The organism is Pseudidiomarina homiensis (assembly GCF_003987225.1).
Lineage (GTDB): Bacteria > Pseudomonadota > Gammaproteobacteria > Enterobacterales > Alteromonadaceae > Pseudidiomarina > Pseudidiomarina homiensis.
Window position 1 is genome coordinate 614,694 of record NZ_PIPX01000001.1, and the last position, 24,002, is coordinate 638,695.

The 24,002-nt window shown below is 48.9% G+C and carries 24 protein-coding genes and 1 pseudogene; 7 read left to right on the top strand and 18 right to left on the bottom strand.

The genetic code is table 11. From position 1 onward, the window contains the following. Positions 1–26 precede the first annotated feature (26 nt). The gene (gene ppsR / locus CWI70_RS02875) at positions 27–854 is read left to right on the top strand and encodes a posphoenolpyruvate synthetase regulatory kinase/phosphorylase PpsR (protein ID WP_126770391.1); all 828 of its coding nucleotides are present in this window, start codon (positions 27–29) and stop codon (positions 852–854) included. Between the two features lie 5 nt (positions 855–859). On the opposite strand, the gene CWI70_RS02880 is transcribed toward ppsR, so the two are convergent. From CWI70_RS02880 to CWI70_RS02890, 3 genes and pseudogenes are all read right to left on the bottom strand, one after another. Then, positions 860–1,678 carry a DUF1338 domain-containing protein gene (locus CWI70_RS02880; RefSeq protein WP_126770393.1) on the bottom strand — a complete coding sequence of 273 codons (819 nt, stop codon included), beginning with the start codon at positions 1,676–1,678 and terminating at the stop codon, positions 860–862. A 27-nt stretch (positions 1,679–1,705) separates the two neighbouring features. Continuing rightward, entirely contained in the window at positions 1,706–3,064 is a 1,359-nt protein-coding gene (locus CWI70_RS02885; RefSeq protein ID WP_126770395.1) for a class II 3-deoxy-7-phosphoheptulonate synthase, read from the bottom strand. 45 nt (positions 3,065–3,109) lie between these two features. Next, positions 3,110–3,286 (bottom strand): annotated as a pseudogene (locus tag CWI70_RS02890) (protease HtpX); the annotation flags it as partial. A 110-nt stretch (positions 3,287–3,396) separates the two neighbouring features. On the opposite strand from CWI70_RS02890, the gene pepE reads away from it, so the two are divergent. After that, on the top strand, positions 3,397–4,110 hold the full coding sequence (pepE, locus tag CWI70_RS02895) for a dipeptidase PepE (protein ID WP_126770397.1): 714 nt from the start codon (positions 3,397–3,399) through the stop codon (positions 4,108–4,110). Here the strand turns inward: pepE and bioD are convergent. The 4 genes from bioD to bioB are packed head-to-tail and all read right to left on the bottom strand — an operon-like array spanning position 4,053 to position 7,802. Continuing rightward, positions 4,053–4,778, bottom strand: coding sequence for a dethiobiotin synthase (gene bioD / locus CWI70_RS02900; RefSeq protein ID WP_126770399.1), 726 nt, complete (start codon positions 4,776–4,778; stop codon positions 4,053–4,055). The genes pepE and bioD overlap by 58 nt on opposite strands. Positions 4,779–4,780: 2 nt before the next feature. Then, on the bottom strand, positions 4,781–5,575 hold the full coding sequence (locus CWI70_RS02905; RefSeq protein WP_126770400.1) for a methyltransferase domain-containing protein: 795 nt from the start codon (positions 5,573–5,575) through the stop codon (positions 4,781–4,783). Further along, on the bottom strand, positions 5,572–6,744 hold the full coding sequence (locus CWI70_RS02910; RefSeq protein ID WP_126770402.1) for an aminotransferase class I/II-fold pyridoxal phosphate-dependent enzyme: 1,173 nt from the start codon (positions 6,742–6,744) through the stop codon (positions 5,572–5,574). The genes CWI70_RS02905 and CWI70_RS02910 overlap by 4 nt, the downstream gene beginning before the upstream one ends. A gap of 14 nt (positions 6,745–6,758) precedes the next feature. Further along, positions 6,759–7,802 carry a biotin synthase BioB gene (gene bioB / locus CWI70_RS02915; protein ID WP_126770404.1) on the bottom strand — a complete coding sequence of 348 codons (1,044 nt, stop codon included), beginning with the start codon at positions 7,800–7,802 and terminating at the stop codon, positions 6,759–6,761. Positions 7,803–7,922: 120 nt separating this feature from the next. Between bioB and bioA the strand changes: the two genes are divergently transcribed. Beyond that, a complete protein-coding gene (gene bioA, locus CWI70_RS02920) occupies positions 7,923–9,203 on the top strand; it encodes an adenosylmethionine--8-amino-7-oxononanoate transaminase (protein ID WP_126770406.1) in 1,281 nt (426 codons plus the stop codon). Positions 9,204–9,292: 89 nt separating this feature from the next. Beyond that, positions 9,293–10,693, top strand: a complete 1,401-nt coding sequence (gene asnS, locus CWI70_RS02925; protein ID WP_126770407.1) for an asparagine--tRNA ligase — start codon at positions 9,293–9,295, stop codon at positions 10,691–10,693. A gap of 4 nt (positions 10,694–10,697) precedes the next feature. Here the strand turns inward: asnS and CWI70_RS02930 are convergent, their stop codons facing one another. Continuing rightward, positions 10,698–11,246: a nitroreductase family protein gene (locus CWI70_RS02930; protein ID WP_126770409.1), complete on the bottom strand. Its 549-nt coding sequence runs from the start codon at positions 11,244–11,246 to the stop codon at positions 10,698–10,700. A gap of 145 nt (positions 11,247–11,391) precedes the next feature. Between CWI70_RS02930 and sppA the strand changes: the two genes are divergently transcribed. The 3 genes from sppA to CWI70_RS02945 are packed head-to-tail and all read left to right on the top strand — an operon-like array spanning position 11,392 to position 15,691. Then, positions 11,392–13,251 carry a signal peptide peptidase SppA gene (gene sppA, locus CWI70_RS02935; RefSeq protein ID WP_198677640.1) on the top strand — a complete coding sequence of 620 codons (1,860 nt, stop codon included), beginning with the start codon at positions 11,392–11,394 and terminating at the stop codon, positions 13,249–13,251. 27 nt (positions 13,252–13,278) lie between these two features. Beyond that, on the top strand, positions 13,279–14,295 hold the full coding sequence (gene ansA / locus CWI70_RS02940; protein ID WP_126770411.1) for an asparaginase: 1,017 nt from the start codon (positions 13,279–13,281) through the stop codon (positions 14,293–14,295). 52 nt (positions 14,296–14,347) lie between these two features. After that, complete coding sequence (locus CWI70_RS02945; protein WP_126770413.1) at positions 14,348–15,691, top strand: sodium-dependent transporter; 1,344 nt, start codon at positions 14,348–14,350, stop codon at positions 15,689–15,691. A gap of 2 nt (positions 15,692–15,693) precedes the next feature. On the opposite strand, the gene CWI70_RS02950 is transcribed toward CWI70_RS02945, so the two are convergent. The 10 genes from CWI70_RS02950 to fabD form a co-directional block, all read right to left on the bottom strand. Further along, a complete protein-coding gene (locus CWI70_RS02950) occupies positions 15,694–17,178 on the bottom strand; it encodes a bifunctional 2-methylcitrate dehydratase/aconitate hydratase (RefSeq protein WP_126770415.1) in 1,485 nt (494 codons plus the stop codon). 202 nt (positions 17,179–17,380) lie between these two features. Further along, complete coding sequence (locus tag CWI70_RS02955; protein ID WP_126770417.1) at positions 17,381–18,172, bottom strand: TatD family hydrolase; 792 nt, start codon at positions 18,170–18,172, stop codon at positions 17,381–17,383. 25 nt (positions 18,173–18,197) lie between these two features. After that, the gene (locus CWI70_RS02960) at positions 18,198–18,524 is read right to left on the bottom strand and encodes a PilZ domain-containing protein (protein ID WP_126770419.1); all 327 of its coding nucleotides are present in this window, start codon (positions 18,522–18,524) and stop codon (positions 18,198–18,200) included. Positions 18,525–18,526: 2 nt separating this feature from the next. Next, entirely contained in the window at positions 18,527–19,480 is a 954-nt protein-coding gene (locus CWI70_RS02965; protein ID WP_126770421.1) for a hypothetical protein, read from the bottom strand. A 3-nt stretch (positions 19,481–19,483) separates the two neighbouring features. Continuing rightward, complete coding sequence (tmk, locus tag CWI70_RS02970; protein ID WP_126770423.1) at positions 19,484–20,116, bottom strand: dTMP kinase; 633 nt, start codon at positions 20,114–20,116, stop codon at positions 19,484–19,486. Between the two features lie 3 nt (positions 20,117–20,119). After that, positions 20,120–21,139, bottom strand: a complete 1,020-nt coding sequence (gene mltG / locus CWI70_RS02975) for an endolytic transglycosylase MltG (protein WP_157980853.1) — start codon at positions 21,137–21,139, stop codon at positions 20,120–20,122. Further along, a complete protein-coding gene (gene pabC / locus CWI70_RS02980; RefSeq protein ID WP_126770427.1) occupies positions 21,127–21,900 on the bottom strand; it encodes an aminodeoxychorismate lyase in 774 nt (257 codons plus the stop codon). Before pabC ends, mltG begins: the two co-directional genes overlap by 13 nt. A 72-nt stretch (positions 21,901–21,972) precedes the next feature. Then, a complete protein-coding gene (gene acpP / locus CWI70_RS02985; protein ID WP_026862150.1) occupies positions 21,973–22,212 on the bottom strand; it encodes an acyl carrier protein in 240 nt (79 codons plus the stop codon). A 126-nt stretch (positions 22,213–22,338) separates the two neighbouring features. Next, a complete protein-coding gene (gene fabG / locus CWI70_RS02990; protein WP_126770429.1) occupies positions 22,339–23,079 on the bottom strand; it encodes a 3-oxoacyl-ACP reductase FabG in 741 nt (246 codons plus the stop codon). After that, entirely contained in the window at positions 23,076–23,996 is a 921-nt protein-coding gene (fabD, locus tag CWI70_RS02995) for an ACP S-malonyltransferase (RefSeq protein WP_126770431.1), read from the bottom strand. Before fabD ends, fabG begins: the two co-directional genes overlap by 4 nt. Positions 23,997–24,002 lie beyond the last annotated feature (6 nt).

Sequence of the window (24,002 nt, forward strand, 5' to 3'; positions counted from 1 at the left end):
AGCATTTCTAGCCTGAGAATCCATTCATGCGAACTATTTTCTATATATCAGACGGCACCGCCCTTACCGCCGAGGCCTTTGGTCGGGCTATGCTGTCGATGTTTCCGTTAAAAATTGAGCACAAAACACTCGCTTTTATTGACTCCGAAGCGAAAGCAGAACAGGCCGTTAGCAAAATCAATGCGGCACACCAAGCTACTGGTGAGCGCCCAATTATCTTTCATACTTTTGTTAGTCTAGAACTCAAACGCATTATTACCGGATCAAGCGGTAGCTGTTACGACTTTCTCGACTATCTGGTCGAACCCTTAAGTCGTGAACTCGGTATTGATGCCCAGCCGAAAACCAACCGTACCCATGGTATTCAGGAAAATGGTGGAATAAGAGACAGTTACGATAGCCGTATCGAGGCGGTGAACTACTCTCTCGCGAATGATGACGGCAGTAACATTGCGGACTACGACCAAGCGGACATTATTTTATTAGGCGTTTCCCGCACGGGAAAAACACCAACGAGTCTTTACTTAGCATTGCATTACGGGATCAAAGCGGCAAATTACCCAATCACTGAAGACGATGATATGGAAAATCTTCAGTTACCTAAGGCTTTAAAGTTGCATCGCCATAAAATTTTCGGATTAACGTTAGAGCCACAGCGGCTCCATGAGATACGTAGCAAACGCCGCGAAGGTTCGCGCTATGCATCAATGCAGCAGTGTCGATTTGAATTACAAGAGGTCGAGAAAATGTATCGACGCGAAGCCATTCCATTTCTCGATTCAACACGTTTTTCAGTGGAAGAAATTGCCGCTAAGATCCTCGCTGAGACGAATCTTGAGCGGCATCACTACTAGGCCTATTAACTCTCTTGTTCAGCGCTGGCGCGTGCGTCAGTGCTTTCAAAGATTTTGTCTGCTGAGGCAGCTACAAAGCCCGTGTAGAGTTTATTCGGTGCAATTTCATAACGCTTAGCAAATTCGTAGAAGCAACTTGGAATAACTTTTTCCATGTCACTAAAACGCACCGGCGCATGATCCGCCATGGTCGACGATTGCTCCAGATAAACGTCTGGTGAACCCTTGATTTCGCCGCCCGACGAGTTCAGACGAAAACCGGCGGTTTTAAGGGTTTCATTGACTTGTTCAAGCGACTCATAGTCCGGCAAATGATTCACGTTTACGGTAAAGTGATTGGCACGGAAGCCAAACGCAGCCATCCACGCTGCATATTCACTTTCTTCAAGTAAACGCTCGTAATCATTGCTGCTAATCTGCCAATGCGTACCCGAATACAAGAATTCAGACTGTTCTACTTTAGCGGGATCAATTTGCGCAACGAGCTCTTTAACGATGCCTTGCAATTCCGGCGAAAATTCTTCGACCAGCAATTCGCTAATAAAGATTTTCGGTAATGCAGGGTCATCGTGTTCAAAGTGCTTAGCTACAAGTCGCTTGGCTTCAAAATGATAATCTCCGCAAGCCTTGTAACCCATGGCTTCAAAATGCTTGGCTAAGGTCGCAAGACGTACAGGTGCCTGATTAAAGGTACGAAACGCGACATGATCATTGATGATATCGCGCCCCTGCCCTAAGACCTGATGCACTTTTGCTGCTGACGGAGTAAGTTTGATGTAATCGTTCCAAAGGTTCTCAAAAAACTGCTCAACCTGTTGTGACATATACTACTAAAACCTCGAAAATGTCAGTTAACCGCGGCCTTGACGTGCCTCACGGAGAGAATCTGCCACCAAGAATGCAAGTTCCAAAACTTGGTCGGCATTCAAACGCGGATCGCACTGGGTGCGATAGCGTTGCGTCAAATCTTGTTCACTAATCTGATAAGCACCACCGGTGCATTCAGTCACGTCTTCGCCAGTCATCTCCAGATGAACGCCACCTGGATAGGTGCCTTCTGCTTGATGAACCGCGAAGAACTGGCGTAATTCCTGATGTATGGCGTCAAAGTTACGGGTTTTCAAGCCATTCTCGGCTTTCACCGTGTTGCCATGCATCGGGTCGCTCGACCACACCACGTGACGCCCTTCACTTTTTACCTTGCGAACGATAGCAGGCAAGGCAGCCGCTAAATTCTCGGCACCCATGCGCGTAATCAGCGTCATGCGACCTGGCTCATTTGCCGGGTTCAAGGCGTCTAACAACGCAATAACGTCGTCAGGTTTAGTGGTCGGACCTATTTTAACACCAATTGGGTTGTGAATGCCACGCATGAACTCAACATGGGCATGATCCAATTGCCGCGTGCGCTCACCAATCCATACCATGTGCGCTGAGCAGTCATAAGGTAGCCCTGTCAACGTATCAGTCCGCGTTAACGCTTCTTCGTAAGGCAATAGCAACGCTTCATGCGAAGTAAATAGCTGTGTTTCATGGATCGTGGCATTGGTATCTGCAGTAATGCCTACAACTTCCATAAATTTCAGTGCTGATTGAATTTGCTCAGCAACCTGCAAATATTTATCTTTTAAAGGATTTGCTGCAACAAAACTCATGTTCCACTTATGCACTTTATGCAGATCCGCGAGACCACCCTGTGCAAAAGCTCGTAACAGGTTCAATGTCGCTGCCGAGTGATGGTAGGCCTGGACCATTCGTTGCGCATCTGGAACGCGTGCCACTTCGGTAAATTCTGGACCATTAATAATGTCGCCGCGGTAACTTGGTAAGGCTATACCATCAATGGTTTCTAAATCACTCGAACGTGGCTTCGCATATTGTCCTGCCATGCGTGCCACTTTTGTTACTGGGCACGAACCGGCGAAAGTTAAAACAATCGCCATTTGCAGAATGACTTTAAAGGTGTCACGGATCTTTGGCGCATTAAAGTCAGCGAAGGACTCAGCACAGTCGCCACCTTGCAATAAAAACCCCTGCCCTTGGCTTACTTGTCCAAGTTGTCGTCTAAGCGCTCGAATTTCTTCGGCAAACACCAACGGTGGGAACATCTTTAATTGTTGTTCAACGTTGTTAAGCTGTGCTTTGTCTGGGTAATTCGGCTGTTGTTGGATCGGTCTCTCGCGCCAACTACGCGCACTCCAGTTTGTCATGATGATCCTTACTACTTCATTTTCATTTGATGATTAACGTTGCTACAACTGTTCAAGAGCGGCAATCACTTTGTGGTTACCAACCAATTGTGCTGAACCATAGTCCGCTCGGTACTCGCCTCGGTACTCACATTGACGCGAGAACCACATAACGATAATACTTGCGAGAATACCAAACACAACCTCTAAAACCATGACTATTCCAAAATAAGCCAAACCACCCAGTCCTCGGCCGTCTGAGGAGGTACTTATTGTACCCCAATTCAATCGCACCACAGCTGAAATTTTGCTAATCTGACCGCACTTTAGTTGCTGTAAATAAGGTATTTTACATGTCCACACAATTGCTTTTATGCTCAAGTTCTAAAGCTGGTGATAGTGCCTATCTAGAACCCGTCATTCCGCATTTAAAAGAACGCTTGGCAGCACCGAGCAACATCCTTTTCGTACCCTACGCCGGTGTTGGCATGAGCTACGATGACTACACCGCAAGAGTAGCTACGGCTCTCGAACCACATGGTTATAAGGTAATCGGTTTGCATACCGAAGTTGATGCGCAAGCGGCGTGTCGCAATGCCGATGCGATTTTAGTGGGCGGCGGTAACACGTTTCATCTGCTCGCCCAGTTACAACAACAGGACTTAATCCCGTCGATTCGTGACGCTGTAGCAGCTGGGATGCCCTACATAGGCTGGAGCGCCGGCTCAAATATTGCTGGTTTAAGCATTCGCACCACTAATGATATGCCGATTGTACAACCGCGTTCCTTCGATGCCTTGGCGTTAGTGCCTTTTCAACTTAACCCTCATTACAGCGACTATCAGCCGCCGGGCTTTCACGGCGAAACGCGTGATCAGCGCTTAGCGGAATTCATGATCGTAGCGCCGCAGACCCCAGTGCTGGCAATTCGGGAAGGCACTTCATTAAAAATTGACGGTAACCGAATGGTCTTACTGGGTGAAACCGATGGCTGTGTTTTCAGCGCTGGTCACAAAGCTGTACTGCCACGTAATAGCGACATTAGCTCCTGGCTGGCAGGGAAGTAACCGGCAACAGCTTTAGGGTTGGCGGTTTTTTGAAACGGTATGCTCGCCAATAGAGGTGCTTGATAGTGCGTTTCAAGATACTCCGCCAGCCACAGTTCGTTCTCATCTGCTAACGCCATGGCTTCAGGCTGTGCTTGATTCGCCACCCAGCCCACCAAGTTCAAACCGCGCCGATGAATGTCTGCAGCAGTTAACAGTGCATGGTTTAGGCACCCCAATCGCATACCGACCACGAGTACAATGTTGCCATGCACTGCTGTAGCGAAATCCGCAAGTGACTCCGTCGCGTTTAATGGCACTAACCAACCGCCTGCTCCTTCAATAAGCAGCAGGTCATGTGCCACATCAGTAAGTTGTTCATGCGCGGTTTTTAAGTCAGCGACCGTTAAATCGATCCCTTGCTGCTGAGCGGCAAGGTGCGGAGCAACAGGCGCAGACAAACAAATCGGGTTTATAGCCTCATAGGCAACAGGCCCGCAGGTCATTGCCTGCTCCAACTGCAGTGCGTCACTGTTACGCAGGCCAGCCACAGTTGCGTCAGCGCCAGCAGCAACAGGCTTCATCGCTAAGGTCCGAAAATGACCTTCAGCTAACCGCTCTAACAGCGCAGCACTGACTAGCGTTTTGCCAACATCGGTATCTGTTCCTGTTACAAATACGCAAGTCATGTTTAATTTTCCTCAATAGGTTTTACACCTGACAACAGACCAATACGCCAATGCAGCTCAAGCATGCCATTGGCATTGCGGTGTTGTTCTAATGCTTGTTTCAGTCGTAAAAAACGCTCTCGCCCGTATAAACCAGTTGCGCTACGCGCGGTATAATTTGCCCCTACGCCCTTTAGTTCATGCAGCATTGCTTCCACGGTAGGAAACTCTTGCACGACATTCACCACTTCGCAGTCAATCTGCCACGGTAACCCTTGCACTTCCGTTACAAATGCAGAAAAGTCCAGCCATTGATTCGTGTGCCGCTGACCATCAACAGCAGTAAAACAATCACCCAAAGGCTGCAGTGAACCAGCAAGTACTGTCGACGCTGCAATTTGTGCCCCGGGTGCCAACACGCGATACCACTCCGCAAGTAAAGCGGATAAATCATTACTCCACTGCATCGCTAAGTTACTAAACAATAAGCCGACACTCTGTCGACGCAAAGGTAACTGCTCCATGTCCGCCGCAACGAGGTTCATACTTGGGTTATGGCGTTGTGCTTCGGTCAACATTGCTGGAGTAATGTCCATACCGAGATAATGACCACCCAACTGAGAAAGTTTCTCCTGGTGATGTGCTGGGCCACAACCAAGATCAAGTAGCATAGATTCGGCTGCTACTAAAGGACTTAAACGTTGTAATAATGCGTCGGCAATACCACGCTGCAGTCGATCGTAATGGGTATAGGTGCGCGCAGCGCGGGCAAAATAACGAGCGACCCGTTGTTTATCGTAGAGACTGGTAGCTTTCACGTCGCAAACTCTGCAAAACTGCGCTGCAATGCCTGCACAAGCTGGCGTATGTCTTTTTCATGATGTGCCGCTGTTAGCGTTAGACGTAAACGGGCCGTCCCCTCTGGCACCGTCGGAGGCCGAATGGCACTACACCAAATACCCGCTTCACGCAGTCGTTGACTCATATGTAATGCTGCGCCATCACTACCAATACGTAACGTTTGGATGGCATGGCGCGATGAACACAGCGGCAGACCTGCCGCTTGAGAGAGTTGCTGAAAGTACGCAACATTGGCGGCGAGCTTACTGCGTAAGTCGCTTCCCTCTGCACTGATAATAATTTCAACCGCAGCTTTAATTGCCGACGCTTGTGCTGGCGGCATCGCGGTCGAATAAATAAGTTCCGGACAGTAGTTCACTAAATAATCAGCGCTAGCATCATCGGTCGCAACAGCACCACCCGCGACGCCACAGGCCTTGCCAAAGGCTAAACTGATGAGGCCAACTTGTGCGACGGAGAAGTCTGCCGCTACGCTGCGCCCAGCGTCACCACAGACTCCGAAACCATGCGCATCATCAAGCATGACATCACCATGACCCGACGTATCAAGTAGGCTGACCAAAGCATCGTTGGTCAGCGCATCCCCATCCATACTAAAAATTGATTCGCTTATCAGTAGTGCGCTTTCAGGCTGCTTTTTCAACCAGCGCTCAGCAGTAGCAAAATCATTGTGTTGAAAGCGGCGCCAGCGTTGGCCACTGTGCTTTGCACCTTGCAGTAGAGAAGCATGTGCCAACCGATCAAGATAAAGATGGTTATACAATGGCCCAAGCGTCGTCAGCACACCCACGTTTGCCGCAAATGCAGAGTTAAAGAGAAGCACTCTGGGACGCTGCAAAACCTCACTGAGCAGTGCGCATAATTCGGCATGATGTTCCGTATAGCCAGTCACCAGCGCCGAAGCGCCCGCTCCTGCCGCTACGGCTTGCGCATAAGCGTCAAGCACCTTGGGGTGTCGACCTAAGCCCAAATAGTCATTACTGGAGAACTGCAAATACTTGGTTCCAGCAACAGCTATTTGAGTGCTTGATAATGGTGTAACCGACTGTAATAGCCGAGTTCGATCTTGCTCGGCACGTTGCTTCAGCTGTTTTGCCATCGCCACCATCACTGACTTTTGCAGCATAAGTAACGGCTCGATTAACTAACTTCGTAATAACGCACAGGCTGAGCCTGCTCTTGTATAGCATCTTCGATAACGGCCTCGTGGACATCATCACTGTAACCATCATGTTGCAGCGGTTCGATACCTAAACGCGTGAACAACAGCTGATCTTTGTCGGCTTCAGGATTCGGTGTGGTTAATAAACGTTCACCATAAAAAATAGAGTTAGCGCCGGCAAAAAAGCACATCGCTTGTAGCTCATCGCTCATGGTTTCGCGACCTGCGCTCAAACGGACAAAGGACGTCGGCATAATAATACGTGCGACGGCAATGGTACGTACAAACTCGAACGGGTCCATGTCATCAAGTTCTGCGAATGGTGTACCCTTGACCTTAACCAACATATTCACCGGCACGCTTTCTGGATGCTTCGGAAGGTTCGCTAGTTGTTGCAATAAACCGGCACGATCCGCGCGGCTCTCGCCCATACCAACGATGCCTCCAGCACAAACTTTCATTCCTGCATCACGGACATTACTCAGTGTTTGTAAGCGATCGTGGTAGGTGCGTGTACTGATGATCTCGCCATAAAACTCCGGCGATGTATCAAGGTTGTGATTGTAATAATCAAGACCAGCTTGCTGCAGCGCTTGCGCTTGCTCCGCTGACAGCATTCCCAAGGTCATACACGTCTCAAGGCCAAGTTCTTTCACGCCTTTGATCATTTCGATAACGTAAGGCATATCGCGATCTTTGGGATTACGCCATGCCGCCCCCATACAAAATCGACTGGCACCTTGCGCTTTCGCTGCCTCGGCTTCGCGTAATACTTTCTCAACCGCCATCAAGCGCTCCCGATCAACACCAGTATGGTAATGCGCACTTTGCGGGCAGTACTTACAGTCTTCAGGGCAGGCCCCGGTTTTGATTGACAACAAGGTACTCACTTGCACTTTATTACTGTCGAAATGTTGCCGATGAACTTGTTGCGCTTGAAACAATAAATCATTCATCGGTAGCGCAAATAGCGCTTCAATTTCTTCACGTTGCCAATCATGGCGTAAGCTAGCTGTTGTCATGGGTCAATTCCAATTTTTTGCGTCGAGCGTTGTTGAAGTTTTTATGCTCGAGAAGCATACCTTGATCAGGTAGACTGTCAACTTATTGCACCCACTTAAATTAACGACTGATTACTTTTTATGCAAATCACTGATTTAGATTTTGACCGCACGCATATTTGGCATCCCTATACGTCTCTCAAGGAGCCGCTGCCCGTTTACCCTGTAGCGAGTGCGCGTGGCTGTGAAATTGTCTTAGCTGATGGACGCCGTTTAGTCGACGGCATGTCATCATGGTGGGCAGCGATCCATGGCTACAATCATCCCCATCTGAATGCTGCGATCCATGCCCAAACTGAACAGATGAGTCATGTGATGTTTGGCGGGCTTACCCACCAGCCAGCAGTTGATCTCTGTCGCCGCTTGCTCAAGCATGCCCCGGCCTCGTTGCAGCACGTCTTTCTTGCCGACTCAGGTTCGGTCGCGGTAGAGGTAGCGATCAAAATGGCGGTGCAGTACTGGGCCGCCCGCGAACAGCCACAAAAGAATCGCATGGCGACGATTCGTGGGGGCTATCACGGCGATACCTTTGCTGCCATGTCGGTGTGTGATCCGGTCAATGGCATGCATACCCTATTCCGCGGCAGCTTGCGTGAACAACTTTTTGCGCCCATACCGACGGTGTCTCCTGAGCAAACCTGGCAGCCTGAAACGCTACAACCGCTGCGCGAGCTTATTGAGCAACATCACCACGAACTCGCTGCATTAATTTTAGAGCCTATCGTTCAAGGTGCAGGCGGTATGCGGTTTTACCATCCTGAGTATTTGCGTGGCGCGAAAGAACTCTGCGAAGCTTTCGACGTGTTGCTTATCGCCGATGAGATCGCCACTGGCTTTGGCCGTACCGGCCGTTGGTTTGCCTGTGAACACGCTGACATTGCGCCGGATATCATGTGCCTTGGCAAAGCTCTGACCGGCGGCTACATGACCCAAGCGGCGGTTCTCGCCAGTGCTGATGTAGGCGCCACCATAAGCGACGGACCGGCTGGTGGAACCTTTATGCACGGCCCTACCTTTATGGGAAACCCGCTGGCCTGTGCGGTGGCTAATGCCAGTCTCGACCTCCTTGAGCAAAACCAATGGTCTACACAGGTGACAGCGATTGCTGCACAACTTGAGCAAGAACTACGCTCATTAGCGAGTTTGCCTAGCGTCGCAGACGTGCGGTGCTTCGGCGCGATTGGTGTGGTTGAGATGCGAAAGCCGGTCGATGTAGCTGTCGCTCAACAAGCATTTGTCAAAGCTGGAGTATGGATCCGCCCGTTTGGCAAACTGGTGTATTTAATGCCGCCATACATTATTCGCCCCGAACAGCTCAAAAAACTCACACAAGCGGTTGCAGATCTGGCGCACAAGGCATGATTTCAGTGATTTTCGCTTGAGTCTTCGACAAAGCAAGGTAACATAGACGCTCATTTTTTTGATTGGTGTTTATACGGAGTTTAAGACGTATGTCCTTCGCAACAGTTGTCGATGTATTAGCGGGTAAAATCGCTGTTGGTGAACAAACCACAGTCCGCGGTTGGGTACGCACCCGCCGCGACTCAAAAGCAGGTATTTCGTTCATCAACATTCATGATGGTTCATGCTTTGATCCCATTCAAGCAGTCGTACCGAATGAACTCGACAATTACGATAGTGAAGTCTTAAAACTCACCACCGGCGCTAGCGTTGCGATTACCGGTACGGTCGCTGAATCGGCGGGTAAAGGGCAAGCGTACGAGCTACAGGCGACCAAAGTTGAAGTGTTTGGCTTAGTTGAAGATCCTGACACCTATCCGATGTCGCCGAAACCGCACTCCATGGAATATTTGCGTGAATACGCGCATCTGCGTCCACGCACCAATGTTACCGGCGCGGTGATGCGCGTGCGCAACTGTTTAGCGCAAGCAATCCACCGTTTCTTCCACGAGCGCGGCTACATGTGGGTAGCGACCCCTATCCTAACCGCATCTGACGCGGAAGGTGCGGGCGAGATGTTTCGCGTGTCCACGTTGGATATGATGAACCTTCCACATAACGAGCAAGGTGCTGTTGATTACAGCAAAGACTTTTTCGGCAAAGAGTCATTCTTGACGGTTTCGGGTCAGTTAAACGTTGAAACCTATGCCTGTGCTTTGTCGAAAGTGTATACCTTTGGCCCAACATTTCGTGCGGAAAACTCAAACACCAGTCGTCACCTTGCTGAGTTTTGGATGGTTGAGCCAGAATTGGCATTCGCTGATTTGAACGACATTGCCTATCTTGCCGAGGACATGCTGAAATACTGCATTAATGCTGTACTCGATGAGCGTGCCGATGACATGGCGTTTTTCCAACAACGAATTGATAAAGGCGTCTTAGATCGCCTTAACCATGTTGTAAGTAACAAGTTTGTGCATATGGACTACACCGACGCGGTCGAAATTTTGCAAAACTGTGGCAAGAAGTTCGAATTCCCCGTCGAATGGGGTACCGATTTGCAATCTGAGCATGAGCGTTATTTAGCTGAAGAGCACGTTGGCGCGCCAATTGTCTTGAAGAACTATCCAAAAGACATCAAGGCCTTCTACATGCGTCAGAATGACGATGGCAAGACGGTTGCCGCAATGGATATCTTAGCCCCTGGCATTGGCGAAATCATTGGTGGTAGCGCCCGTGAAGAGCGTTTAGACAAGCTCGATACACGCATGGAAGAAATGGGACTACCCGTTGAGCATTATGGTTGGTACCGCGACCTACGGCGTTACGGCACCGTTCCTCATGCCGGTTTTGGTCTTGGTTTCGAGCGGCTCGTCACTTACGTCACCGGAATGACCAATATTCGCGATGTGATTCCATTTCCACGCGCACCGAAAAACCTCGAGTTTTAATGCATCAGCCATCGCTGAATTTATCAGCGATGGCTTTTTCCGGTTTAATTGGCGTTGGCACGGCTGGCGTACCAACATAAAGAAATCCCACGATTGCATCCTCAGACTTGGCTCCCAACGCAGTTGCTACCGAAGCATCCTCGGCGAACCAACCGGTTCTCCAAATGGCACCAAGTCCCTGCGCAAAAGCAGCCTGCTGCATAAGTAATGTCGCACAGGCTGCACTGGCGAACTGTTCATCCCGTGGTACCTTTTCATGCACCTGATAGTCAAGTAAGCAGGCGATAACCATCGGTGCCCGCAACGGTAATTGACTCGCTTGCACACAAGCCTCTTCGCTTAGGCCTTTGGCTTGTGCGGCTGCTTGAAAGATACTCCCCAAATGTTGGCGGCGTACGCCCTGAAACACCACAAATTGATAAGGCATCAATGCCATGTGATCAGGTGCTCGCGCAGCAGCTTTTTGCATGATCTCAAATTGCTCTGGATTGGGGCCAGGCTCGATGAGACGTGGCATGGACGAACGGGTTGTTAAGAGTTCAAGCGCCTGCATGGTCGTGTTATCTATCCTTTAAGTGAAGCATGTCGCTAGCTTAGCAAAGGATCATGCTCTGTTACATTGTCAGGCTAGTTTATTTCATAAATGTTCAGTATTCTTCATCATTAACTAAATTACGAACTCGCAAAGGTGCTGACACATGAGTGGTATCGCTAACGTCTTTAAGAAACTTTTCGGTCTGATTAATGGTATCCGAAAGGTTCTTTTAAATGTCATCTTTTTTCTTCTTCTCTTTTTGGCTGTTGCGATTTTAATCGCTGATGACGAGCCAGTTATGGTGCCTGACAACGGTGTCTTAGTTGTACAGCTCGAAGGAGTATTAGTTGAAGAAGAAACTTGGGTTGATCCTATGGATCGTTTCTTCAATGACGCACTAGGTTCGCCTAGCACCCCACCCGAAACATTATTGAGCGACGTTGTCGACAGCATTGAGCGCTCGGCGAATGATAAACGCATTAGCGGCATTTACCTTGATTTACGTAACTTTGCTGGTGGCGGTTTAAATAAAATGCAGCAAGTTGCCGATGCGTTGCTGCGTTTCCGTGAATCTGGCAAGCCAGTTTACAGTTATGGTGATTATTACACGCAGTCACAATATTTTTTGGCGGCACACGGTGACGGCATCTATTTAAATCCGCTTGGCGCAATGATGTTCGAAGGGATGGGCGGCTACCGCTTGTACTTCAAAGACCTGCTCGCGAAGCTAAAAGTCAGTACCCATGTATTTAAAGTTGGCGCCTATAAATCAGCGGTCGAACCCTACACTCGCAATGACATGTCAGAGCAAGCACGTGAAGCGAATGCGCAACTTTATGATGCGCTATGGCAAACCTTCGTCACACGTGTTGAACAGCAACGTGACATTGATCCACGTCTACTAAGCGGCACGATTGATGACTTCCAAGCGATGTTGGCTGAAAATAATCAAGATATGGCCCAAGTAGCGCTCGAAGGGGGACTTGTTGATCAGTTAATGACACGTGAAGCGTTCCGTACGCAAATGATCAACCTTACAGGTCTTGACGAAGATGAGAAGAGCTGGCGTCGCATCAACCACCATAATTACCTTGACGCAAAAGCGATGCAACTTGAACTCGCTAGCGACGAAGATTCGGCTACCGATGAAATCGCCGTTGTCGTCGCCCGTGGTGTTATTGTCGATGGCTTCCAGAAGCCCGGTAACGTTGGTGGCGACAGCACTGCTGAATTGTTGCGTCGAGCACGATTGAATGACAATACCAAAGCCGTCGTATTGCGCATTGACAGTCCGGGCGGTAGCGGTTTTGCTTCAGAAGTCATCCGTCAAGAAGTTTTGGAATTACAAGAAGCTGGTATTCCGGTGATTGCTTCAATGTCATCAGTCGCTGCCTCTGGCGGCTACTGGATCGCCGCCAGTGCTGATCAAATTTGGGCCACTCCGACCACCATCACCGGTTCGATCGGGGTATTCGGTATGTTCTTCACTATCGAAGATTCACTTGCTCATATTGGCGTCTACAATGACGGCTACCACACCACTGAAATGCCAGTGATGGATATTACTCGTCCACTTCCAGAGGAAGCCAAAGTCGTCGTGCAAAGCTCGATCGAGAAGTTTTATCGCGACTTTGTCACTATGGTTGCCGACAGCCGTGGCATGACCTATGACCAAGTTCATGCCGTCGCCCAGGGCCGTGTATGGACCGGTGCTAAAGCCCAAGAACTCGGTTTGGTGGATAATCTTGGCGACTTGGACGCTGCGTTAAACGCTGCCGCAGAGCTGGCGGGGATTAGCAACTACGAGGTGGTTACCGTTGAACCGGAACTGAGTGCACGCGAACGTTTCCTGCGCGACTTCTTTGGTCAGGCCGAAGTTTTCTTGCCAGCTTCCCCGACTACACGTACCATCGACCCGATTAAACAACAGCTGCAAGGTGTTTGGCGCGAAGTGCAGGTGGTATCCAAGTTCAATGACCCGCAAGGGGTTTATTTGTTGTGTGAACTCTGCCCAATGCCCTAGCACCTCGATATTGGGTTTTATTTGGTTATGACACAACAACGCAAGCGTATTTATGTGGCCTACACAGGCGGCACTATCGGTATGCAGAAATCGGCGCAGGGCTATGTTCCTGCGCCAGGTTTTTTAACGGCATGCGTGAATAAAATGCCGGAATTTTTCCGTGCCGAGATGCCCCACTTTGACATTCATGAATATCAGCCCTTGATGGATTCATCCGATATGTCGCCAGAAGACTGGCAGCGTATCGCTGACGATATTCAGAACAATTACGCTGCTTATGACGGCTTTGTTATCCTGCACGGTACCGACACCATGGCATACACTGCGTCGGCACTGTCGTTTATGTTTGAGAATCTGGGCAAGCCAGTCATTATTACCGGTTCACAAATCCCGCTCGCCGAACTACGATCTGATGGCCAAACCAACCTGTTAAATGCGCTCTACATTGCGGCGAATTACCCGATTCACGAAGTTGGTTTATTCTTCAATAACCGTTTATACCGTGGTAATCGTGCGACCAAAGCTGATGCCAATGGCTTCAATGCCTTTGAGTCACCAAACTTTCGGCCATTGTTAGAGGCTGGCATTCAAATCAGTGTCAAAGCTGGCACCGTTAAACCTTTAGATACTGCACCTCTGCGGGTTGCGCCGGTAACGCCGCAAGCAATTGGCGTACTTACGCTTTATCCCGGTATTTCGCCTGTTTTATTCGATCACTTACTGCAACAACCGGTGAAGGCTTTGATTATGCAAAGTTATGGAGTTGGTAATGCTCCGCAAAATCGCGCCCTACTCGAGAGCCTCGAACGCGGCGTTCAGGCTGGCGTCACGGTGCTAAATTGCACACAGTGTTTCAAAGGCAAGGTGAATATGGAAGGCTATGCAACAGGTAACGCCTTAGCTGAAATCGGTGTCATTAGCGGTTATGATATGACCATTGAAGCCGCATTAACAAAGCTGCATTACTTACTTTCACAAAAGCTCCCGCAGGCAGAACTTGAGCGCTGTTTACAGACTGATCTGCGCGGTGAACTTTCAGCGTAATTTCGTTATGCTTTTACGACTAATTTCAGAACAACAACGATAAGAATCAATTATGGCTGCAACCTCACCTGCATTTTCTTCACGTATCGGTTTTATCTTAGCGGCGGCTGGATCAGCTGTTGGCGTTGGCAACATTTGGGGGTTTCCTACGCAAGCTGCCAGCAATGGTGGCGGCGCATTTTTGCTGGTCTATTTAGTCATGATCTTAGCTTTAGCCTACCCAATGTTGGTGGCTGAACTCACAATAGGTCGTCTACGCCAACAAAACCCAGTCGAGGCGCTACGTAATCTTAGTGAACGAAAAGGTTGGCGCTTCTTTGGCGCATTTACCGGCATTGTCGCATTAATGGTACTGTCATTGATTTTAAGCTTCTATGCCATCGTTTCTGGTTGGTTGCTAGCGTTCATGTTCGCCCCTTTGGCTGAGCTAGCAGGTTTCCCTCACGCTGCCGAATGGTTAACTGCATTTAGTGTCGAACGTAACCTCATTATGATGGGATTGTTTTTGCTCCTGACCATTCATGTGGTCCGCTCTGGAGTAACTGATGGCATTGAGCGCTGGTCGAGTCGGTTGATGCCGCTATTATTCGTGTTGCTGATTGCCATGGTCATCTACATTATGACGTTACCTGGCGCCACCGATGGCTTAAAAATGTACCTTACGCCCGATTTTTCACGGGTTTTTGATCCGAACCTCGTCATTCGCGCAATGGGTCAAGCGTTCTTTTCATTGTCGATTGGTGCAGCCTGTATGATGACCTATGGTGCCTACTTATCTAAACAAGAAAACTTGCCAAAAACCGCAGGCTGGGTTGCTGGTTTAGACACCACTGTTGCTTTCTTAGCGGGTTTATTGATTTTGCCAGCAATGTTCGCCGCGCAAGAACTCGGCGTTGTTATTTACGACGACGCTGGCGCCTTATTGTCATCGGACACGCTGGTCTTTACGGTGTTGCCAGCCATGTTTGATTCAATGGGCAGTGCCGGGTTATGGGTGGCCTTTGCCTTTTTTGCATTAATGGTCATCGCTGCTATCACCTCATCAATTTCAATGCTTGAGGCACCAGTGAATGCGTTACGTGAAGAAACTGGGCAACCGCGTTCACAAATGGCATGGATTGTCGGGTTGAGTATTGGGGCTGTGTCAGCGCTGATCATTTATAACTTTAACGCGCTTTTCGGCTTGGTGATCACCTTTACCACCGTCTACATGCAGCCACTCTTAGGCTTAACGTTTGGCCTGTTACTCACTTGGGTGCTGCGCCAGAATTACTTGCTAAAAGCATTGCAGGAAGGAGCGCCAGAAATCCAGAAGTCTTGGTTCTGGAAGATCTGGCCATGGTATGTGAAGTTCATCTGCCCTATTCTTATTTTATTAGTGATCTGGCGTGGTTAAACCTAAATCACCAACAATTGCATAAAGTCGTGCACGGGCGTTTGGCAAAAACGCTCGTGATCCGCGCATAACTCTTCTATTTTTGTTACCCGGCGAGACGGGAAACGCGTGGCTAGATTATTCACGAACTTCTGTTCTAGGACGGGTATCCCCTCTTCGCGACGTTGCCGATGGCCGATCGGATAATTTACTTCAACTTGCTCGGTACTGCTGCCATCGGTAAAAAACACCTGTATAGCATTCGCAATCGAACGTTTATTTCGATCCAGATAGTCTTCGCTAAAGGACTTATTTTCTTCAACTTCCATCTTTTCACGCAACTTATCTATTTCTGGGTGCGCCGCATGGAAACTGTCTTCATAATGATCTGCGTTAAGTTCACCAAAGAGTAGCGGAACAGCGACCATATATTGCAAACAATGATCACGGTCGGCAGGATTCGCTAACTTACCTTGCTTAGAGATAATACGAATCGCCGATTCGTGTGTGGTGATGACTATTTTTTCTATTTCATCTAATCGATCTTTAATCTGCGAATGTAGTGTGATTGCCGCTTCACAGGCAGTTTGCGCATGAAATTCAGCAGGGAAAGACAACTTAAATAGGATATTCTCCATAACATAACTGCTGTAGCGCTGTGGCACACTAAAGCACCACTTATCAGTAGGCTTTAATTGTTGATCTTTGTTTGTTTTATTAAACGCAACAGCGTAGAAGCCCCACTGCTCAGCCGATAGCGCACCCGGTATACCCATTTCTCCACGCATGGCTATATCAGCTAAGCGCACCGCTCGACTCGTCGCGTCGCCCGCAGCCCAAGATTTTCTTGAACCTGCATTCGGCGCATGGCGATAGGTTCGTAACGCCTGCCCATCAACCCACGCATGTGAGATCGCTGCGAGCATCTGTTCGCGGTTACCGCCAAGTAACCACGTCGCCACCGCAGTGGAAGCAACTTTAACCAGTACCACGTGATCGAGCCCAACACGATTGAAGCTATTTTCAAGCGCGAGTATGCCTTGAATTTCATGGGCTTTGATCATTGCTTCAAGCACCGTTTTCATGGTCAATGGTGACTGCCCACTTGCCACTCTCTGCTGCGAAATAAAATCACAGAGCGCCAGTATTGCGCCCAGATTATCTGAAGGATGCCCCCATTCGGCGGCCAACCAAGTATCGTTATAATCGAGCCAGCGTACACAGCAACCAATGTCCCAAGCAGCTTTCACCGGATCCAACACAAATGACGTTCCAGGAACCCGAGCACCGTGCGGGACCTGGGTTCCAGCTACAATTGGCCCTAAATGTTTGGTGCATTCGGGGTAACGCAACGCCAACAAGCCACAGCCAATAGTGTCCATCAAGCAATACCGCGCGGTCTGCCACGCTATGTCACTATCAATGGTTTCCTGTAAAACGTAATCGGCAAGGCTTTGAATTTCGGCGTCATAATCGGGACGATCATTTTGATCAAAGGTAGATCCCATAGCGTTCCTCCTGCAGTTACATGCCTATTAGCTGCGGTAAATAAAAAAACGCTCGGGACCAATTAAGAGTCCCGAGCCTAGGGGAATGGCTCAAGGGATTGAGCCGTGCGCTAACTCGATAAAATTCGAAGGTAAGTTTGAGTGTAGACAACAAAAAAAGATTTGCTAAATTTTTTTGTGATCTTTGCACTAATTTTTGGAATTAGCGTTGATGCGGCTCAACACGCTTGAAAAGTTGGAAGAAATTACGCGTTGTAGTTTCGGCGACTTCAGCCAAAGTTAGGCCCTTTATATCGGCGACACATTTGGCCACGTCCGCAACATAAGCGGGTTGGTTCTGCTTACCACGATGCGGAACCGGCGCTAACCAAGGGCTATCGGTTTCAATCAGTAATCTATCGAGCGGTAATTTTTTTACCACGTCGCGTAGCTCGCTGGCATTGCGAAAACTAGCGATCCCCGAGATGGAGATATAAAAATCAAGGTCATCAATGGCTTGGCGTGCCATCTCGTACGACTCAGTGAAACAATGCAACACACCACCGCAGGCCTCTGCGTGTCCATCGCGTAATAAACCGAGCGTATCTTCGCGCGCATCGCGTGTATGAATAATGAGCGGCTTATCGACCTCGTTGGCAAGCTCTATATGGTAAGCAAAACTTTCTTGCTGCACGTGCTTACTGTCTGGATCATAAAAATAATCAAGCCCTGTTTCACCCACGGCAACAACACGTTCATCACGAACATGCTCGGAAAGTTGCTCTTTGACCAGTGCATGTTTGCCAATGTACAGCGGATGCACGCCACAGGAAATCGCTACCTCTGGATAAGGTGTAACAAGATCCCGCATGCTTGGAAAATCTTCCAGAGTGACACCAATGCACAACATTTGCTGGACCCCAGCTTGTTTAGCATTGGCAATAACTTGTTCGATGGAACCATCGAATTCATCGAGTTTTAATTTATCGAGATGACAGTGTGAATCGATAAACACAGCGACCCCTTAACGTTGTGTTAGTTTACATGGTTGCTGTTGGCGCGCTCGACTCACCCAGGTGACCTAACAAGGTCTCAATACGATTTCGTAAGTGCGACTTGTCATCGGTGAACTGCACCCCGACACCGCGTTGATCGGCGCGTCCAGGGCGCAGTGGCGCTAGCCATACAACCTTCCCCTTAACCAGAGTCTCCTCTGAATCACCGGGTAATTGTACCAATAACGCCATCTCGTCACCAATCGCATAAGGGTCATCGGTTGCAACGAATAATGCCCCACCTTTGATGAAGGGCATGTATAAGCGACGTAACTGTTCTTCTGATTTTAAGTGAATTCGCTTCGCAGCCATGGCTAGAGCCACCTCATCCAGAGTTCTTGTAATAATAGAGGCCCATTGAGGCCGCTCTGTTCATTGGTTTGCTGTCGTATACCATAACATAATTGTAACCAAGAACTTAAATCTGTCACGTTATAATTCCTGTTACGAAGAAATTGTTGTAGCTCAGCTTGTTTGCTTGGCATAAGTAATTGTGTTTGTGCAGCTCCCTGCTGCACGCGCATGAGTTCTTGCAACCATTGCTCCGTTGCCAATAACCAGTCCTGCCAATCCGCTTTGGCTGGTGTTGGTAACGCCTCATCCGCAAGCAAAGCCCCACTTAATTCAGCAACATAATCGCGCGGGTAATCACCGCTTTTGACCCATTCGATGAGCGCCAATGGCCGTTGCCGGTAGCGCTGACAAGCTGTCATCTCTTCTTCAGTTAGAATACGTCCTAGTTGCTGTGCCAACCACTGTTGAATAGCTTCCGCGGATGGCGTGTTCATGCGTAACAGTTGCATACGACTACGCAATGTAGGTAATAACCGTTCAGTCCTCTCAGGCGTAACAATAAAATAGGTATCGCGGGTGGGTTCTTCGAGCGTCTTCAACAAGGCATTGGCAGCAGTCACCGAGAGTTTTTCGGCATCCTGTAACCATACGACTTTTGCCCCCGCTTGATTGGGCGTGTTGTGTAACTTGCCAAGAAGTTCACGCACTTGATCGACACTAATGGCACGCCCATCCTGACTCGCGAGTGAATAATAATCTGGATGATTTCCGGCTTTGTGCAGTAAGCAGCTCTTACACTCACCGCACGCTCGCTTTTCTGCCTGACTGCAAAGCAACAACTTGATCCATTCGGCAACGAATAAAGCGCTCCCAAGATCAACTTGCCAAGGCACACAATAAGCGTGGGCAAGCTTACCTTGCTGTCGTTCTCGCAACACTTGCTGCCAGTTTTCCCGTAACCATGGCAAACTCACGACTTATCCCCTTCCGTGTGCGAATAGCTCTGCTTCGAGTGCATTAACAAGTGCCTGATGCACTTCCGCCATCGGTTGGTCGGCGGCAATAACCTTAATACCGCGTTCCTGCCGAGCAATTTCTAAATAGCGTTCACGCGTGCGCTGGAAAAATGCCATTGCTTCTTGTTCAATCCGATCAAGTTCGCCACGGGCACGGGCTCGCTCAAGGCCAATTTCAGGATCTAAATCGAGTAATAAGGTTAAATCCGGGACAAAATCGCCAAGTACGAGTTTCTTTAAAGTTTGTAGCTTGGCATCGCCTAACTGGCGCCCTCCACCTTGATAGGCTCGTGACGATAAGTCATGCCTATCGGCAATCACCCATTTTCCCTCTGCCAGCGCTGGACGAATCACATTGTGAACCAATTGGGCTCGACTGGCATACATCAATAGCAACTCAGTTTCCGCCGTCACCTCTTCCTGCCACTGCTTTTTAACCAAATCACGCAAAGCCTCAGCCAGCGGTGTACCACCCGGCTCGCGAACAGTAAGCGTGGCAATACTTTTTGCTTGTAAATGGCTCACTAAGCTCGCAATTGCTGAGCTCTTGCCTGCCCCTTCAAGGCCTTCGACAACAATAAACTTTCCCTGCATGGGCTAATTCATTCCTCGTTGATAGCGATTAACTGCTTTATTGTGCTCTTCTAGGGTTCGCGAGAAAACGTGGCCGCCCGAACCGTCTGCGACAAAATAGAAATAATCTGTAGTTGCGGGGTGAGCGGCTGCACGTAAGCTTGCCAAGCTTGGCATCGCAATAGGTGTTGGTGGTAAACCATCAATACGATACGTGTTATACGCTGTTTCTTCCCGTAAGTGAGCGCGGGTCAAATTACCATCAAAATCAGCGATACCATAAATGGTTGTCGGGTCGGACTGTAAGCGCATACCTTTACGTAGACGATTCACAAAAACTGAGCTTACCTTATCGCGTTCGCCCGTTAGCCCGGTCTCCTTTTCAATAATCGAAGCCATAATAAGCAACTCGTATGGCTCTGTATAGGGCAATTCATCTGCCCGGTCTTCCCAGACACCATATAAACGTTGTTGCTGCGTTTTATAAGCCTTGCGGAGAATTTTCAGGGCCGAAGTACCGGCATAGAAATGATAGGTGTCAGGTGCTAACAAGCCTTCTAAACTAGGCCAACTTGCATCACTTGCTACTTGCTTTAATAGTTCACTGGGCGACGACGTTAGCGGCTGTAAATAATCATGCGCTCCTATGATTTCTAACCATTGCATGAGCGTTTGGCCTTCGACCAAGGTAACCGCAAATTGATGTTGCCGCCCAGCTTGTAACTGTTGCCAAAACTGCCGCAACGTCTGTCCATATTGCAGCTGATAAACCCCAGCTTGCATACGCTCGGGGTTAGCCCATAAACGACTCGCAACGTAACTCAGTTCGCTGGAATGCGGCCATATTTCTTGCTGCTTGAGCTGTTGCAAGACTGTTTTTGCATGCATTCCTGGTTTGATTTCCAGCAACACGGGTTCATCGCCAATGTCTAACGGAGAATCGAGAAGTTGGTGACTCCAATAAGCGCCACCACAAGCAAACAGGGTGAGTAGAAATATACCCGCAAAGAAGCTGATGAGTATGAATTGTTTTAGCTTTGCCACCAAGTTGTTAGCGCCTTAGGAAGTTGTTGCTCGGGTAACTTATGGTCGCCGATCTTCGCTAGTGGACGCAAGCCCAAAACAGTATTAGTTACGAATGCTTGCTCTACATTAGGTAGATCGTGCACGTTCACGCGAGATATTTGCACGTCACCCAAGGGGCGATCGGCTAAAATCTGACGCCGAACAATGCCGTCAATGCCTGCAAAATCAAGTTTTGGCGTATGCCACGCACCCTCTATACGCAAAAAGATATTGCTCGATGTCGCCTCAACAACCAAGCCTTCACTGTCGCACACGATCAGCTCGTCAAGCGAGCTACTGTCGCGCTCAGCACTGAGCATCACTTGCTCTAATCGATTGAGTGTTTTGAGTCCGGCAAAAAAACTGGAACGCGCCAAGGAGAACTGCGCAATCGCACAATTTAGTGAGTGTGTTTTGCGCTCGGGTAATGGTGAACTTGTAACATACCAGTTGCTGGTAACAGTTTGGGCGTAACCATAACCGCGCGAACCTGAACCGCGTGTAATGATTATTTTGATAATGGCATCAGCGGCGTCAATTTGCGCCAGACATTCTAAGACCTCGGCTTCATCCGGCAACCCCATCCGCAAACGCTCGCTAGCCGATACCAACCGCTGCCAATGCTGAGGCCACCAGCGCAGCTGGCCATTTTCACGCGTCAACGTGGTAAAGTGACCATCTCCAAATTGTAAGCCACGATCGAGCTCATGCGCCGTAATTTGTTGCCCGTTTTGCCACATAAAGATCTCGAATTCCTTACGCCAGATACAAAAAAGGCGGAATTTTCATTCCGCCCTTTGCAACCGTTTGGCTTAGTCGTTTGCGTGATTCGTCACGTAATCGATTGCCGCTTGAACAGTTTTGATTTTTTCTGCTTCTTCATCTGGAATTTCAGTTTCGAATTCTTCTTCCAGTGCCATCACCAACTCAACAGTATCAAGTGAATCTGCACCAAGGTCGTTTTCGAAAGAAGCTTCAGGTTTTACTTCTTCTTCTTTAACGCCCAACTGTTCGATGATGATTTTCTTTACGCGTTCTTCAATAGTACTCATTGTTACAATGTCCCTTCATTTAGGTATCGAGTTCAAATTTGCGCTTAGTGTAGTGAATGCAGCGGCATTAATAAAGGAAAAAATGCCCAAATGCCGAGAGGTCATACCCCTTGATCTGCTGTTTACTTACACCATTGCAAGACCACCATTCACATGAATAGTTTCACCGGTGATGTAAGCGGCTCCAGCCGACGCTAGAAATACCACTGTTGCAGCAATTTCTTCTGGCTGCCCCAAACGAGCCGCCGGAATATTTGCAAAAATCGCCTGTTTTTGGTCTTCAGTCAAGGCCTTGGTCATATCAGTATCAATGAAACCTGGCGCAACGCAGTTCACTGTTATACCACGTCCAGCAACTTCCTGTGCCAGTGCTTTGCTAAAACCTACCAAACCAGCTTTTGCGGCACAGTAGTTGGTCTGTCCAGGATTCCCAGTCGTTCCCACCACCGATGAAATATTAATAATGCGGCCAAAACGACGTTTCATCATGCCCCGAAGAACAGCTTTGCTCAAGCGATAGACCGATTTCAAGTTGGTATCAAGCACCGCATCCCAATCATCATCTTTCAAACGCATAAGCAGGTTGTCTTTAGTAATCCCCGCATTATTAACCAAGATATCGAGTTGACCATAGTTCTCATCAATTGCTTTTAGCGTTTCGGCAATACTTTCTGCATCAGTAACATCCAAACGGCGGCCTTCACCATGCTCGCCGAGATAAGCGGAAATATCCTCGGCACCACTATCACTGGTGGCTGTACCAATCACTTTTACGCCCTGCGCTACCAGTTGCTCAGCGATGGCTTTGCCAATACCTCGGCTCGCACCAGTTACGAGAGCGACTTGCCCTTCCATTGTTATTGTCATGATTGCACCTTTTGAATACTTTCAATTGTGTTAATTGCATCGCTTTGTAATGCCTTATCGATGCGCTTCGTAAGTCCACTTAGCACTTTGCCTGGGCCAATTTCGTAGAGTTCTGTAACGCCCTGCTTAGCCAAATATTGAATAGTTTCGGTCCAACGTACCGGCGAGTATAGTTGACGCACTAAAGCGTCGCGAATAGCGTCGGCTTCACGCTCAACGCTAACATCGACATTGTTCACGACAGGGATATTAGGCGTACGTAAGGTAATTTTTCCTAGCTCGACGGCCAGTTTTTCGGCCGCTGGCTGCATCAGCGCACAATGCGAAGGCACACTTACCGGCAATAGTAATGCGCGTTTTGCCCCCGCCTCCTTACACGCTTCTCCAGCGCGCTCTACAGCCTCGGCATGACCGGCAATGACCACCTGCCCTGGAGAATTAAAATTGACCGCACTTACAACTTGGTCACCGGCTGCCGCCGCACACGCTTCTTCAACGAGCGCATCATCTAAGCCGATAATTGCCGCCATCGCGCCAACCCCAGCGGGTACAGCCTCCTGCATTAGTGCGCCGCGTTTGGCAACTAACCGCACTGCATCGGCAAAGTCCATCGCACCACTGCACACTAACGCCGAATATTCCCCCAAACTGTGCCCTGCCAACCATTCCGGTGCCGGCACTCCTTGTGCTTCGATAACGCGATAAATTGCCACACTTGCGGTAAGCAATGCCGGCTGAGTGCGCTGAGTTTCATTCAGCTTTTCACTAGGTCCTTGCTGCACTAGCTCCCATAAGTCGTAGCCTAGAGCCTCGCTTGCTTCAGCAAAAGTTTGTTCGATCTGCGGATACTCAGTTGCTAGATCAGCCAACATACCAACCGTTTGAGAACCTTGTCCGGGAAAAACAAATGCACGCATAGTCGT

Coding starts and splice junctions, on each gene's coding strand:
- ppsR (WP_126770391.1), top strand. CDS start 27: ATGCGAACTATTTTCTATATATCAGACGGCACCGCCCTTACCGCCGAG.
- CWI70_RS02880 (WP_126770393.1), bottom strand. CDS start 1,678: ATGTCACAACAGGTTGAGCAGTTTTTTGAGAACCTTTGGAACGATTAC.
- CWI70_RS02885 (WP_126770395.1), bottom strand. CDS start 3,064: ATGACAAACTGGAGTGCGCGTAGTTGGCGCGAGAGACCGATCCAACAA.
- pepE (WP_126770397.1), top strand. CDS start 3,397: ATGTCCACACAATTGCTTTTATGCTCAAGTTCTAAAGCTGGTGATAGT.
- bioD (WP_126770399.1), bottom strand. CDS start 4,778: ATGACTTGCGTATTTGTAACAGGAACAGATACCGATGTTGGCAAAACG.
- CWI70_RS02910 (WP_126770402.1), bottom strand. CDS start 6,744: ATGCTGCAAAAGTCAGTGATGGTGGCGATGGCAAAACAGCTGAAGCAA.
- bioB (WP_126770404.1), bottom strand. CDS start 7,802: ATGACAACAGCTAGCTTACGCCATGATTGGCAACGTGAAGAAATTGAA.
- bioA (WP_126770406.1), top strand. CDS start 7,923: ATGCAAATCACTGATTTAGATTTTGACCGCACGCATATTTGGCATCCC.
- asnS (WP_126770407.1), top strand. CDS start 9,293: ATGTCCTTCGCAACAGTTGTCGATGTATTAGCGGGTAAAATCGCTGTT.
- CWI70_RS02930 (WP_126770409.1), bottom strand. CDS start 11,246: ATGCAGGCGCTTGAACTCTTAACAACCCGTTCGTCCATGCCACGTCTC.
- sppA (WP_198677640.1), top strand. CDS start 11,392: ATGAGTGGTATCGCTAACGTCTTTAAGAAACTTTTCGGTCTGATTAAT.
- ansA (WP_126770411.1), top strand. CDS start 13,279: ATGACACAACAACGCAAGCGTATTTATGTGGCCTACACAGGCGGCACT.
- CWI70_RS02945 (WP_126770413.1), top strand. CDS start 14,348: ATGGCTGCAACCTCACCTGCATTTTCTTCACGTATCGGTTTTATCTTA.
- CWI70_RS02950 (WP_126770415.1), bottom strand. CDS start 17,178: ATGGGATCTACCTTTGATCAAAATGATCGTCCCGATTATGACGCCGAA.
- CWI70_RS02960 (WP_126770419.1), bottom strand. CDS start 18,524: ATGGCTGCGAAGCGAATTCACTTAAAATCAGAAGAACAGTTACGTCGC.
- tmk (WP_126770423.1), bottom strand. CDS start 20,116: ATGCAGGGAAAGTTTATTGTTGTCGAAGGCCTTGAAGGGGCAGGCAAG.
- pabC (WP_126770427.1), bottom strand. CDS start 21,900: ATGTGGCAAAACGGGCAACAAATTACGGCGCATGAGCTCGATCGTGGC.
- acpP (WP_026862150.1), bottom strand. CDS start 22,212: ATGAGTACTATTGAAGAACGCGTAAAGAAAATCATCATCGAACAGTTG.
- fabG (WP_126770429.1), bottom strand. CDS start 23,079: ATGACAATAACAATGGAAGGGCAAGTCGCTCTCGTAACTGGTGCGAGC.
- fabD (WP_126770431.1), bottom strand. CDS start 23,996: ATGCGTGCATTTGTTTTTCCCGGACAAGGTTCTCAAACGGTTGGTATG.